10 protein-coding genes and 1 pseudogene are annotated in these 12,648 nt (G+C 75.1%); 6 read left to right on the top strand and 5 right to left on the bottom strand.

Features of this window, described 5'->3' with window-relative positions:
- Nucleotide 1: 1 nt before the first annotated feature.
- Entirely contained in the window at nt 2-2,818 is a 2,817-nt protein-coding gene (locus ACFC2L_RS09375; protein WP_375824023.1) for a flippase-like domain-containing protein, read from the bottom strand.
- 169 nt (nt 2,819-2,987) lie between these two features.
- On the opposite strand from ACFC2L_RS09375, the gene ACFC2L_RS09370 reads away from it, so the two are divergent.
- Together ACFC2L_RS09370 and ACFC2L_RS09365 are read left to right on the top strand one after the other, a co-directional pair.
- Nucleotides 2,988-3,893, top strand: a complete 906-nt coding sequence (locus ACFC2L_RS09370; RefSeq protein WP_375824021.1) for an HdeD family acid-resistance protein — start codon at nt 2,988-2,990, stop codon at nt 3,891-3,893.
- 36 nt (nt 3,894-3,929) lie between these two features.
- Entirely contained in the window at nt 3,930-4,778 is an 849-nt protein-coding gene (locus ACFC2L_RS09365; RefSeq protein WP_375824020.1) for a hypothetical protein, read from the top strand.
- Nucleotides 4,779-4,817: 39 nt separating this feature from the next.
- Here ACFC2L_RS09365 and ACFC2L_RS09360 read toward each other — a convergent pair whose 3' ends face one another.
- The 3 genes and pseudogenes from ACFC2L_RS09360 to ACFC2L_RS09350 form a co-directional block, all read right to left on the bottom strand.
- A complete protein-coding gene (locus ACFC2L_RS09360; RefSeq protein WP_375824019.1) occupies nt 4,818-5,705 on the bottom strand; it encodes a CPBP family intramembrane glutamic endopeptidase in 888 nt (295 codons plus the stop codon).
- A gap of 167 nt (nt 5,706-5,872) precedes the next feature.
- A complete protein-coding gene (locus ACFC2L_RS09355; protein ID WP_375824018.1) occupies nt 5,873-6,238 on the bottom strand; it encodes a hypothetical protein in 366 nt (121 codons plus the stop codon).
- Nucleotides 6,235-6,552, bottom strand: a pseudogene (locus ACFC2L_RS09350) (SPFH domain-containing protein); the annotation flags it as partial. The pseudogene ACFC2L_RS09350 and the gene ACFC2L_RS09355, both read right to left, overlap by 4 nt.
- Before the next feature lie 233 nt (nt 6,553-6,785).
- On the opposite strand from ACFC2L_RS09350, the gene ACFC2L_RS09345 reads away from it, so the two are divergent.
- Genes ACFC2L_RS09345 through ACFC2L_RS09330 form a run of 4 tightly spaced genes read left to right on the top strand, consistent with a single transcriptional unit; the run spans nt 6,786 to nt 9,628 of the window.
- Nucleotides 6,786-7,556 (top strand): hypothetical protein, encoded by a 771-nt coding sequence (locus ACFC2L_RS09345; RefSeq protein ID WP_375824017.1) that lies wholly within the window; start codon nt 6,786-6,788, stop codon nt 7,554-7,556.
- Nucleotides 7,549-7,854, top strand: coding sequence for a transcriptional regulator (locus tag ACFC2L_RS09340; RefSeq protein ID WP_375824016.1), 306 nt, complete (start codon nt 7,549-7,551; stop codon nt 7,852-7,854). Before ACFC2L_RS09345 ends, ACFC2L_RS09340 begins: the two co-directional genes overlap by 8 nt.
- A complete protein-coding gene (locus tag ACFC2L_RS09335; RefSeq protein ID WP_375824014.1) occupies nt 7,851-8,834 on the top strand; it encodes an ABC transporter ATP-binding protein in 984 nt (327 codons plus the stop codon). Before ACFC2L_RS09340 ends, ACFC2L_RS09335 begins: the two co-directional genes overlap by 4 nt.
- Nucleotides 8,831-9,628: an ABC transporter permease gene (locus ACFC2L_RS09330; protein ID WP_375824013.1), complete on the top strand. Its 798-nt coding sequence runs from the start codon at nt 8,831-8,833 to the stop codon at nt 9,626-9,628. The genes ACFC2L_RS09335 and ACFC2L_RS09330 overlap by 4 nt, the downstream gene beginning before the upstream one ends.
- Before the next feature lie 130 nt (nt 9,629-9,758).
- On the opposite strand, the gene ACFC2L_RS09325 is transcribed toward ACFC2L_RS09330, so the two are convergent.
- Nucleotides 9,759-12,500, bottom strand: a complete 2,742-nt coding sequence (locus tag ACFC2L_RS09325) for a heavy metal translocating P-type ATPase (protein WP_375824012.1) — start codon at nt 12,498-12,500, stop codon at nt 9,759-9,761.
- Nucleotides 12,501-12,648 lie beyond the last annotated feature (148 nt).

The following is a 12,648-nucleotide window of genomic DNA, read 5'->3' as shown; positions in this document are numbered from 1 at the left end:
GCTACAGGTCGCCCTTCCTCTGCAGGTACCGCATCGCGGCCCAGCCGATCGGGATGCGGGCCCAGTAGGTCGCGACGCGGAAGAGCACCGTCGCGGACGTCGCGAGCGCGGCGGGGACGCCCGCGGTGGTCAGGCCGAAGATGAGGGCGGCCTCGATCGCCCCGAGGCCGCCCGGTGTCGGGACGGCCGCACCCGCGGCGTTCCCGACGAGGTAGATGACCGCGACCTCGACGAGCGAGAGCTCCTGCCCGAACGCGGCGAGCGCGGCGTCGAACGCGAGCACGTAGCCGAGCGTCATGACGACGTTCCCCGCGATGCCCAGCGCGAGCCGCCCGGGCTGACCCAGCATCTCGGACAGCCGGGGCCACACCTGCTGGATCGTCGGGCGGATCTTGGCGAGCACCCAGGCCCGCACGGCCGGGACGAGGAGCGTCGCGAGGACGGCGAGCGCGACGCCGCCGATCGCGAGGAGCACGGTCGTCGAGGGGAGCTGGACGAGCCCGCCGTCGCCGGTCGCCACGGACAGCACGACGAGGAGCAGGATCGTCACGACGAACTGCGACACCTGGACGAGCGCGACCGTCGCGACGGCCACCGGGGTCGAGATCCCGCGCCGGGTCAGGAGCCGGAGGTTGAGCGCCGCCGGGCCGATGCCGGCGGGCGCGGCGAGCGCGACGAACGATCCCGCCGCCTGGGTGAGCGTGACGCGCCAGAGCGGCAGCCGCTTCGACGCGAACGCGACGAGCGTGAGCGCGGCGCCGAACCACGTGACGATCCCGAGCAGGAACGAGACGGCCGCCCACCACGGGTTCGCCGAGGAGACGGCCTCGGTGATCTGGTCGAAGTTGATCGTCGTGACGACGACCGTCACCGCGACGATCGTCAGGGTCAGCGTGAGGATCGTCCGCGCGCCGAACCGGGTGATGCGCTGCGGCTCGATGCTCGCCTCGGGCAGCCGCTCCACCAGGGCGGCGCGCAGCTCCTTGAGCAGCTCCTTGTTCTGCCGGATCTCCTCGCGCGTGCTCGGCGGCAGCGCGACGGGCTGGAGCAGCGGGCCGATCGCGGCGATGTCGTCGTCGGGCAGGACGCTCACCGCGGACTCGACGGCCCGGCGCGCCCCGACGCGCAGCGCGAGGAGCGCGACCATCTGCGCCAGGTCCATGCGGCGCGCGAGCTCGGACGACGCGATGTCGCCCTGCTCCCACCCGGTGAGCCAGACCTGCGGGGCGCCGGTCGCGGGCTCGCGCGAGACGAGCATGACGTCGGAGGTCAGCGCGCGGTGCGCGATGCCCGCCGCGTGCGCGAGCCGGAGCTGGCGCCACGCCTCGTTGAGCACCGAGCCCGTGAGGTCCTCCACGGGGAGGTCGCGCAGCGAGACGGCGCCGGTCGCGTGCTCCTGGACCAGGACCATGGAGTCGGCGGACTCGGCGACGCCGAGCAGCCGCGGGGTGCGGACGCCCGCAGCGCGCGCGGCGTACGACAGCAGCGCGGTGCGCTCGGCCGCCGCGCGCAGCGAGATCGCGGCTCGTCCCTCGCTGCCGCGCAGCCGCAGCGACCGCCAGAACCGGGCGAGGAAGCCGACGACCTGCCGGTCGCCGTCGAGCACGACGAGGTCGCGCCGCACGCCGTCCTCCGCGAGCATCGCGTAGACGCGGTTGTCGCCCGCACGGGTCAGCGCGATGGCGGCCGAGTCGGACGGCGCGTCCTGGGCCTCCGCCGCGGCGGAGCGCCCGTCCGCCGCGTCGGCCCCGTCGGACGCCGGGGTCTCGTCGGGCGTGGCCGACCCGAGGTGCTGCGCGGCGAGCGCGGCGTCCGCGGTGAGGACCGTCCCGGCGTCGTCCGCGGCCCCCGGTGCGCGCAGGACGCCGACGTGCACCTCCGCGGTGATGCGTCCCTCGGCGTCCACCTCGGTGATGGGGTCGTCCGCGGCCTCGGCGAGCTCCTCGTCGTCGGTGACGTCGCGGACGCGCACGAGGGCCGTGGGGGAGAACCCGGCGCGCCGGACGCCGGCCACGAGCTCGGGCCCGTACGCGCGCTCGCTGCGCACGCCCGAGACGTACCGCACGGCGAGCCCGGCGATGCGCCCGAGGAGCAGCGTGATGATGATGCCCGGGAGCGACACCTGGCCGGTGATGAGCACGACGCCGATCGCGATGAACAGCAGGTTCCACGACCACTTGACGGTGCGTCGCCGGGTACGGGTGCCCGCGGCCGTGAGCAGCCCGCCGATCGCGGCGACGTAGCCCGGGATCGTCAGGCGCCACTCGCCCCGCGAGTACACGGAGAGCCCGCGGACGAGGTCGTCCGAGCCCCACGCACGCAGCGCCAGCACGGCCAGCACGCCCAGGAGCAGGCCGAGCGCGGCCGCGACGATCGACTCGACGACCTGGCGCCCCAGCCGGCGGACGCCGAGCTCGGTGAGGACCGCGATCGGCACGAACAGCGTGATGAGACCCTCGAGCACCGCGACCGGGATGAACAGGATGTTGTACAGGAGGTCCGAGAAGCTGCGGACGTCCTCCGCGACGCCGGCCGTGGTGCCGTGCGCGTACACCGACATGAGCAGGACGACGACGACGCCCACCGTGCACAGCACGAGATTGACGAGGTCGATCGGGTGCCGGACGCGCTGCTCGGCCGTGTCGACGACGCGAACCGTCCCCGCGTCGTCGTGCGCCCGACGCGCGAGCAGGGCCTCGAGCGCGCCCGTCTGGGGGCGGGGCTCCGCCTGCTCGGGCCGGGCCAGCGAGCCGACCTCGACGACCGCGCCGACGTGGGGAGCGGCGCGCTCTCTCGGCTCGGGGGCGGGGGAGGCCATGCGAGCGAGTCTAGGTCGGGGCCCTCGGGGAGGCGCGGTATTTGGCCGATTCCTCCGGGTGATTCGCCCCGTTCGCCCGCATGCTGGACGGCTCGCGGCCCCCGCTCGGCGGGCGGGTGTGAGCAAGGCCTCCCTAGCATGGGCGGAAGACCGGACCCGGGAGGTCGGCATGGCACGTGGCACGACGACGGAGCGCGGCACCGCGGACGGGTCCGACCGTCCGGACCGCCCCGCGACGCCCGACGCGAACGGGCAGGAGCGCAACCCCTTCCGCAAGGTGTGGTGGCTGCCCGTGGTCCGGGGGACCCTCCTCGTCGTCCTCGGCCTCCTCCTCATGATCGAGCCGCTGGAGCAGCTCGGGACGCTGCGCGTGGTGCTCGGCGCGTTCCTCGTGGCGGACGGCGTGCTCGTCGCCGTGCAGGGGTTCGTGCACCGCCGGCAGGTCGGGTCGGCGTGGTGGCTCGCGCAGGCGGGCGTCAACGTCGTGTTCGGCGTCGTCGTGGCGCTCTGGCCCGACCTCACCGCGACCGCGCTCTACTACGTGCTCGCGGTGTGGGTGCTCGTGCTGGGCATCACGACGATCGCCGGGGCCGCCGCGCTCGTCCGCAACCGCGACCTGGGGTGGGCCTGGATGCTCGCGGTCGGGATCGTCTCGGTGCTGTTCGGGGTCCTGCTCGTCACGAGGCCGCTCGACTCCTTCGACGTGCTGCGGCTCGTCGCCGTCGTGTTCGCCCTCTACGCGTTCGTGACCGGGGCGATCCACGTGGTGTCGGGCTTCGCCGTCCGCGCCGTCGCGCGCGAGCTCGCGGACCTGCGTGCACAGGCCGTCGCGGCGGGCGTCGTCGTGACGGGCGGGTCCGTGCTCGGCGCGCCCGCCGCCCACCCGGGCGTCGAGCCGCCGTCGGCCACGGGCGGGGCGACGCCGCGCGACCCGAGCGCGGCCCCGTCGCCGTCGCCCTCGCCGGCCCCGTCGCCCTCGCCGGCCCCGTCGCCCTCGCCGGGGCCGGAGTCGGCGCCCGGGCCGTCGCGGGAGTCGGAGCCGGGCGAGCCCGGGGGAGCGGGACGGCTGCCCTAGCATGTGACCGCTGTCCGTCGAGAACGAGGAGCACCGGTGGTCACTGCGTACGACATCCTGTTCGGCCTGACCCCGCAGGACGCGGTGGACGGGTCACCGGTCGGGACGACGGCTCTGCTGCAGCCGCCCGTCGCGCCCTGGGGCGAGGCCGCCTGGGGGTGGATCGGCGACGCGGGGCCGGGGATCGAGCCGCGGACGTGGCCGCGGAGCCCGAGCACCGGGCTGCCGATGCGGCACGCCGTCACGCTGCGGCTGGCGGCCGAGTACCAGCGTCGGGGCCCCGGGTTCCCGGGCGTGGCGTACTTCCTCGGCGGGGGGCAGTTCGCCACCGAGCACGACGCGAGCGACCCGGAGGACCCGTTCGTCGTGGACCTGCGCGCGGCCCGGCAGCACCCGCAGGCGCTCGTGCTCAGCGACATCATCGGCCAGAGCTTCGCCCTGGTCTGGCTGACCGAGCAGGAGCTCGCCGCCGGTCCCACCGCCGCACCGCCCGACACCCGCCGTCCCGGGGAGCACGTCGCGACGGACGAGGGGCAGAACGCGTGGGACCCGCCGCTCGGCACGCGTCGCGGCGAGGACGTGACGGTCACCCGGTGGGCCTACCTCGTCCCGAGGGTCGACGACCCGAACGCGGGTCTCGCCCCGGGCCGGGAGGAGGACGGCTGGGTCTCGCCCTGGGACGAGGACTGGACCGGGCTGCCGGAGGAGGAGCGCCCCTGGGTGGACGACCACCTCGGCGGGACGTCCGAGGCGATGGTCGACTCGCTGGAGGGCGACTTCACGCCGCACTACCTGGAGCTGTCCACGCCGACCTGGGGCGTCGACTACGGCAACCGCGAGACCCACCTGGTCGACCTGGAGACCGGCGCGTTCGGGATCGCCTGACCGCGGCGTCCCAGGAGTCGCGAAGCGGCGCCGCAGCCGTCACGCGAGGCCCAGGGACTGCTTCCACTCCAGGGGGAGGAGCGCGTACCCGACGAACGCGACGACGTCGAGCAGCGTGTGGGCGATCACGAGCGGCATGACGCGGTGCCTGCCCCAGCGCGACGTGTAGAACCACGAGAAGACGACGCCCATGACGACGTTCCCGACGAACGGGCCGAACCCCTGGTACAGGTGGTACGACCCGCGCAGGAGCGAGCTCCACACGACGAACTTCACGCGGCCCCAGCCGAGGTCGCGCGTGCGCTCGAACAGGTAGCCGACGGCGATGACCTCCTCGAGCAGGCCGTTCTGCAGCGCCGAGAGGATCAGCACGGGCACGGTCCACCACGCGGCGTTGAGCGCCGACGCCTGCACCTCGACCGTGATGCCGAGGAGGCGGCCGAGCGCGTAGAAGCCCAGCCCAGGGATGCCGATGGCCGCGGCCAGCGCGAACCCCCACCCGACGTCGCGCAGCGGCCGGGCGCCGTCGAGCCCGATCGCCCGGACGGCCGAGCGGCCGCGCGCGCTGAGCAGGTACAGCGCGAGCGCGACGGGCAGCACCGCGAAGAAGATTCCGACGAGCTGGTAGGTGAGGTCGAGGTAGGGGCGCGCGGACTGGCTGACGTTGAGGCTCGCCGACTGGTCGCGCAGCGGGGTCCCGGCGGTGAGGCGCGCGACGATGTTGATGATCGCGTAGACCGCCGACTTGCCGAGGCTCAGCCCGAGGACGATCCAGATCTCCGCGCCGATGCGTCGTCGCGTCGCGCGGTCCGGGCGGTCGTGCGCGTCGGCGGTGACGGCGTCGGCCGCGCGGGGTGCCGCCGTCGGGCCGGGCGCGGGCGGCGGCTCGGGCGCGGTCGCGGGGGTGGACGCGGTCAGGTCGGGCACCGTCCGGTTATAGCACCGGTCCCCGGGCGCGGGCTCGACGCCGCCTGAGCGTGCGCTGTCCGCCGAGCACGAGCCTGCTCCGCGTCGACCACGAGGTTCTTGTCGTTCTCGGCCCCAGAACGACAGCAACCTCGTGCTCGGCGGGTCCGGGTTGATCGCTCGGCGGGTCAGGGGTTGCGCGGGCGGCCCGGGCCGCGGGGCGGGCGGACGTCGCGGGGGAGGCGGCCGGCGTCGTCGAGCGCGCGGCGCAGCAGCATCTCGATCTGCGCGTTGACGCTGCGCAGGTCGTCGCCGGCCCAGCGCGCGAGCGCGTCGTGCACGGCGGGGTCCAGGCGCAGGAGCACCGACTTGCGCTGCGGCCGCTGCGCGGGGCCCTCGCCCGTGCCCGACGCCGGCTGCTCGGCCTGCGGGGGCGCGTCGCCCTCCGGCGTGGCCGGCTCCCCGCCTGCGGGGACGCCGCGGCCCGACGACGGCTGGTCGCCGTCGTCGGGCGCGTCGCGCTTCTCGGGCGGCGTGGGCCCGACGGGCGTCACTGGTACAGGGACCCCGTGTTGACGACGGGCGTCACGCGGCTGTCGCCGCACAGCACGACGAGGAGGTTGGAGACCATGGTCGCGCGGCGCTCGTCGTCGAGCGTCACGACGTCCTCGGCCTCGAGGCGCGACAGGGCGTCCTCGACCATGGACACCGCGCCCTCGACGATGCGCGACCGCGCCGCGATGATCGCGCCGGCCTGCTGGCGCTGGAGCATCGCCTGGGCGATCTCCGGGGCGTAGGCGAGGTTGGAGATGCGGGCCTCGATGACCTCGACGCCCGCCACGACGACGCGCGCCGCGACCTCGGCGGCGGTCCATCGAGCGACCCCCGCCCCCGCCCCCGCCCCCTGTCGAGCACGACATGAGGGCCGTTATCGGGCGGATAACAACCCTCATGTCGTGTTCGGCGGGTGCGGGTGCGGGTGCGGGTGCGGGTGCGGGTGCGGGGAGGGGTGGGAGGGGGTTGCGCGATCGGTGTCGGGCGTGCCAGGCTACAAACAGGTTTGCAGCGCAAAGTAGTTTTCCCACCTCCCGAGAGGGCACCATGACCACGGACCAGGGCGACGACCGCCGCGACGGGACCGCCGAGCCGGGCGAGCCGGCGCTCGACGTCGCCGAGACGCTGCGCCTCATCCGCGAGCAGCAGGACCGCGCGCGCCGGGCGACCGAGCCCGACTCGCGGCTGCTGTTCCTCGCGTGGGGCGTCGCCTGGCTCGTCGGGTACCTGTGCCTGTGGGCGAGCGCGGTCCGCGTCGTCGACGGGACCGCGACCGTCCGCATCACGACCCGCATGGGTCAGGTCGTGGGCGCGCAGCCCGAGCCGTGGGCGTTCTGGGTCTTCTTCAGCCTCATCGCGGCCGCCGTCGCGTTCACGATCGTCCACAGCGTCACGCGCACCGCGGGGACGCGTGGCGTCAGCGCCCGCACCGGGGCCATGTACGGGTGGTCGTGGATGCTCGGCTTCGTCTGCTACGGGTTCGTGCTCGGCGGGCTCGCCCGCGCGGGAGCGTCGGAGGAGGTCATGTCGCTCGCGAGCAACGCGTTCGCGTGCGTCGTCGTTGGCCTGCTGTACCTCGGCGGTGCCGCGGCGTTCGGCGACCGCGGTCTGTTCGTGCTCGGGGTGTGGATCCTGCTCACGGCCGCCGTCGCGACGTTCGCGGGGCTTCCGCTCACCTACCTCGTCATGGCGCTCGCGGGCGGTGGCGGGTTCCTCGTCATGGCCGCGATCGAGCACGTCCTGCGCGTCCGACGGCGGCGCCTCGCCACCCGAGCAGCGCCCGCCGGGGCGTCGGCGGAGGGCGCGGCCGATGCCTGACGCCGAGCTCGACCCCGTCATCCACGCCCCGGCGCGGCTGCGCGTCGTCGCGACGCTCGCCACCCTCCCGACCGGGGACGAGCTGTCCTTCCCCAAGCTGCAGAAGCTCCTCGACATGACCGCCGGGAACCTCTCCACCCACCTGCGCAAGCTCGAGGACGCCGGTTACGTGTCCGTCACCAAGACCCACGAGGGCCGCACCCCGGCCACCTACCTCGCTCTCACCGCCCGCGGCCGTGTCGCCTTCGAGGACTACACGACCGCCCTGAACACCCTCCTGAAGGGAGCCGCAGGATGAGCACCGACCACGCCCCGCGCAGCGGGGCCTCCCGGGCCGCCCGGACCGACCCCGCGGCGTCGGCCACCGACCCCGCTCGACCGGTCGTCGCCGTCGACCACGTCACGCGCCGCTTCGGCACGGTCGTCGCGCTCGACGACGTGTCCCTGAGCGTCGGGGCGGGCGAGCTCGTCGGCCTGCTCGGCCCCAACGGCGCCGGCAAGTCGACGCTGCTGTCCCTGGTCAGCGGGCAGCGCCGGCCCGACGCCGGGACGGTCCGCCTGCTCGGCGGCGACCCGCGCGACGCGCGGAGCCGCGTCGGCCTGGGCCTCACCCCGCAGGAGACGGGCCTGCCCGCGACGCTCAAGGTGCGCGAGGTCGTCGACTTCGTCGCCGGTCACTACCCGGACCCCGTCCCGACCGTGGAGCTGCTCGACCAGTTCGGCCTCACCGAGCTCGCGGGCCGCCAGACGGGCGCGATGTCCGGCGGGCAGAAGCGCCGCCTCGCCGTGGCGCTCTCGCTCGTCGGCCGCCCGCGCGTCGTCCTGCTCGACGAGCCGACGACGGGCCTCGACGTGAGCGCCCGCCAGGCGCTGTGGGACGCGATCCGCGCGTACCACGCCGACGGGGGGACGGTCCTCCTGACCAGCCACTACCTGGAGGAGGTGCAGGCGCTCGCGCAGCGCGTCGTCGTCATCGACCAGGGCGTGGTCAAGGCCGACGACTCGCTCGACGCGATCCTGCGCCGCGTGTCGCTGCGGCGGGTCGTGGTCGGGTCGCCCTCGGACCTCGCCGACCGGCCCGGCGTCGTGCGGTCCGACCGCCTCGGCGACGGCCGCCAGGAGCTCTACACGCCCGACGCCGACGCCCTCGTGCGCGGGCTCGTCACCTCGGGCGTCGACTTCCACGACCTCGAGATCCGGGGCGCGAGCCTCGAGGAGGCGTTCGAGCAGATGGTCGCGCGCGACGCGGCCCCGACCACGGAGGCACGGGCACGATGACCACCACGACCATCCCCGGCGGCGCCACCGCCGCGACCCTCCCCGGGCCGCTGCGCCTCACCTGGCTGCACCTCAAGTACCAGTTCCTCGAGACCGTGCGCGTGCCGGTCGCCGTGCTGGGCAACCTGCTGTTCCCCGCGCTCGCGATGTTCTTCTTCGTCGTGCCGCAGAAGGAGGTCGCGCAGAACCCGGTGGCCGCGACCACGGCCGTCGCGTCGCTCGGCCTGTTCGCGATCTGCTCGGCGAGCCTGTTCACCTACGGGCTCGGCGTCGCGGAGGACCGGCAGCTCCCGTTCGACCCGTTCGTGCGCTCGCTGCCCGCCGGCCCGACGCCGCGCATGGCGGCGCGCGTGCTCAACGGCGGCATCTTCTCGCTGTTCGGGCTCGTGCCGCTCATCCTCATCGGCTGGCTCTTCACCGACGCGAGCGTCACGTGGAGCCAGCTCCTCGCGGGCGTCGGGACGGTGCTGCTCGTGTCCGTGCCGTTCGTGCTGCTCGGCATGGCGATCGGCTACTCGCTGTCCGCGAAGGCGGCGCTGCCGGTGGTCCAGGTGATCCTCTTCCCGCTCGCGTTCGCCGGCGGCCTGTTCCTCCCGCCGTTCCTCTTCCCCCCGTGGCTGGACGCCATCTCCATGGCCACGCCGACGCGCGCGGGTCGCGACCTGCTCGTCCAGGCGCTCACGGGCGAGCCGGCGTACGGTCTCGCGTGGCCCGTGCTTCTCGGCTGGACGGTGGTCTTCGCCGCCCTCGCGGTCGGCGCCTACCGCCGCGACGAGGGCCGCCGCTTCCGCTGACTCCCCCCGGCGCCGAACACGACATGAGGGTCGTTATCCCCGGGATAACGACCCTCAGGTCGTGTTCGGCAGCGGGTGGTGTCGGGCTCGGCGCCCGGCAAGGCCGGGTCGCGTGGGGTGGGCCCTGGGGTCAGGCGGCGCGGCGCAGGCGCAGCGAGTTCCCGACGACGAGCACCGAGCTCGCGGCCATCGCCGCCCCCGCGATCATGGGGTTGAGCAGGCCCGCCGCCGCGAGGGGGATCGCCGCGACGTTGTAGGCGAACGCCCAGAACAGGTTCTGCTGGATGATCCGCAGGGTCCGGCGCGAGAGCCGGATAGCGGTGGCCGCGCTGCGGAGGTCGCCACGCACGAGCGTCAGGTCACTCGCCTCGATCGCGACGTCCGTCCCCGTGCCCATCGCGAGCCCGAGGTCCGCCGTCGCGAGCGCGGCGGCGTCGTTCACGCCGTCCCCGACCATCGCGACGACGCGCCCCTCGCCTCGGAGCCGCGCGACGACGTCGACCTTCTGGTCGGGGAGCACGCGCGCGACCACGTCGGACTCCGCGATCCCGACGGCGCGCGCCGCCTCGCGGGCCGCGCCCTCGCCGTCGCCCGTCAGCAGGTAGGGCCGCAGGCCGAGGTCGCGCAGCTCGCGCACCGCCTCGGCCGACGTCGGCTTCACCGGGTCGCGCAGCACGAGCACCGCGCGCGCCCGGCCGTCCCACGCGACGACGACGGCGCTCGCCCCTGTCGCCTCGGCGGCCGCGAACGCGTCGTCGAGCGCCGGGTCGGGCGACACGCCCTCGCGCGCGAGCCACGACGGCTGCCCGACGAGCACGCGCCGCGCGGTGAGCCCGCCGCCGTCGCCCAGGGAGAGCCCGGAGTGCGCGGTGCGGACGACGGCCTCGACCCCGCCGCCCGGGGCGCTGCGGAAGTCGAACGCCTGCAGCGAGCCGATCACGACGCCGTCGGCCCCCACCGGTGCGTCCCCGCCGCGCGATGCCGGTGCGGCCACGCGGCGCGCGGCCTCGGTGACCGCCCGGGCGATCGGGTGCTCGCTCAGCGCCTCGACCGCACCTGCGTGCCGCAGGGCGTCGCGCGCGTCGTCGACCTCCCGGCGCGACCTGTCAGCGTCTCGTCGCGCCGGAGCGCGACCGTGCGCGGACAACGTTTCCAGCGGCACGCTGCCCGACGGCGTCACGACCGCCTCGAGCGCCATCGCGCCCTGGGTGACGGTCCCCGTCTTGTCGAGCACGACGGTGTCCACGCGCCGCGTCGACTCGAGGATCTCCGGCCCCTTGATGAGCACGCCGAGCTGCGCGCCGCGTCCGGTGCCGACGAGCAGGGCCGTCGGCGTCGCCAGACCCAGCGCGCACGGGCACGCGATGATGAGCACCGCGACGGCGGCGGTGAACGCGAACTGCGTGCCCGCACCGGCGATCAGCCAGCCCACCAGCGTCGCGACCGCGAGCACCAGCACGACCGGCACGAACACCGCGGAGATCCGGTCCGCGAGCCGCTGCACCGGCGCCTTGCCCGTCTGCGCCTGCGTCACGAGCCGTCCGATCTGCGCGAGCGTCGTCTCCTCGCCCACGCGCGTCGCCCGGACCAGCAGCGCACCCGCCGCGTTGACCGTCGCGCCCGTGACGTCGTCGCCCGGGCCCACGTCCACGGGCACCGGCTCACCCGTGAGCAGCGAGGTGTCGACCGCGCTCGACCCCTCCAGCACCACGCCGTCCGTCGCGACCTTCTCGCCCGGCCGCACGACGAACACGTCATCCACCGCGAGGTCCGCGACCGGGACGCGCTCGGTGACCCGTGCGCCGTCGGCACCCGTGCGAGGGGAACCGTCCGACCCGAGGAGCACCCGCTCGGCGTCCTTCGCGCCCAGCTCCAGCAGCGACCGCAGCGCGTCCCCCGCACGGCGCTTGGACCGGTGCTCCGCGTACCGGCCGGCGAGCAGGAACGTCGTGACGACGGCCGCGACCTCGAAGTACAGCTCGGGCGTGCCCATCGCGTCCCGGGACGGGATCAGCGTCGGCTGCATCCGCATCCCCTGCTCGCCCGCGCCGCCGAGCAGGAGCGCCCACAGCGACCACAGCGTCGCCGCGACCACGCCGAGCGAGACCAGCGTGTCCATCGTCGACGCGCCGTGCCGTGCCGCCCGGAACGCCGCCGTGTGGAACGGCCACGCGCCCCACGTGACGACCGGCAGCGCGAGCGCCGCGACGACCCACTGCCAGCCCGTGAACTGCAGCGCCGGGACCATCGACAGCGCGACGACCGGCACGGTGAGCACCGCCGCGACGCGCAGACGCTGCAGCAGCACGGCGCCCCGGTCGGGTCCGGTGGCGACGCGGCTGGAGGTGCTCGGGCCACCGTCCGGAGCCCTCGTTCCTCGGGCACCTCCCGGCTCTCGGTCGCGATCCCCCTGCGTTCCCACGCTCGCCCCGGAGTCTCGCTCGGTCAGACCCGCCACGCCGTTCGCGTCGTCCCGCCGCTCGGTCGCCTCTGCGCCGGCCTCCCCGCGGTCCGCCGAGGTAGAGCCCTGGTCCGCCGGAGGTGAACCGTGGTGCCGTGAGACAGCACCCTCGTCCACGGGGGTGAGATCACGCCGGGTGGTGACGCGGGCGGTGTAGCCGGCCTTCTCGACGGCGGCGACGAGGTCGGCGTCGGTGACGTCGGCGGCGAGGACGACGTGCGCGCTCTCGAGCGGGAGGTTGACGGTGGCGGTGACGCCGTCGACGCGGTTGAGCCGCTTCTCGACGCGCGCGACGCAGGACGCGCACGTCATGCCCCCGATCGCGAGGTCGACCTCGGCGGACGGTCGACCGTCGGCGGCGCCGCCCGGCGGGGTGGCGGTCGTCGGGGTGGGCGTGGGCTGGGCGGTCATGCGGGTGACTCCTCGACGGGTGCTCGGGTGGAGGTCACCGACGGCGGTCCGGGTGGCGGACGTCGCGGCGTGCGGCCCGTGCCGGTGCGGACGGGCGGCGTGGGTGCGCGTCGCGGTGGCGACGGTCGGCCCGTGGGGTGGTGCCCGA

The sequence above is a fragment of the Cellulosimicrobium sp. NPDC055967 genome, assembly GCF_042269845.1.
GTDB lineage: Bacteria > Actinomycetota > Actinomycetes > Actinomycetales > Cellulomonadaceae > Cellulosimicrobium.
Note: the sequence above shows the minus strand (reverse complement) of the source record. Positions and strands in the feature narration are given on the sequence as shown.

What these genes read in the sequence shown, in the direction of transcription:
- ACFC2L_RS09335 (WP_375824014.1), top strand. Translation starts at nt 7,851, where the DNA reads ATGAGCACCGACCACGCCCCGCGCAGCGGGGCCTCCCGGGCCGCCCGG.
- ACFC2L_RS09370 (WP_375824021.1), top strand. Translation starts at nt 2,988, where the DNA reads ATGGCACGTGGCACGACGACGGAGCGCGGCACCGCGGACGGGTCCGAC.
- ACFC2L_RS09345 (WP_375824017.1), top strand. Translation starts at nt 6,786, where the DNA reads ATGACCACGGACCAGGGCGACGACCGCCGCGACGGGACCGCCGAGCCG.
- ACFC2L_RS09325 (WP_375824012.1), bottom strand. Translation starts at nt 12,500, where the DNA reads ATGACCGCCCAGCCCACGCCCACCCCGACGACCGCCACCCCGCCGGGC.
- ACFC2L_RS09375 (WP_375824023.1), bottom strand. Translation starts at nt 2,818, where the DNA reads ATGGCCTCCCCCGCCCCCGAGCCGAGAGAGCGCGCCGCTCCCCACGTC.
- ACFC2L_RS09340 (WP_375824016.1), top strand. Translation starts at nt 7,549, where the DNA reads ATGCCTGACGCCGAGCTCGACCCCGTCATCCACGCCCCGGCGCGGCTG.
- ACFC2L_RS09330 (WP_375824013.1), top strand. Translation starts at nt 8,831, where the DNA reads ATGACCACCACGACCATCCCCGGCGGCGCCACCGCCGCGACCCTCCCC.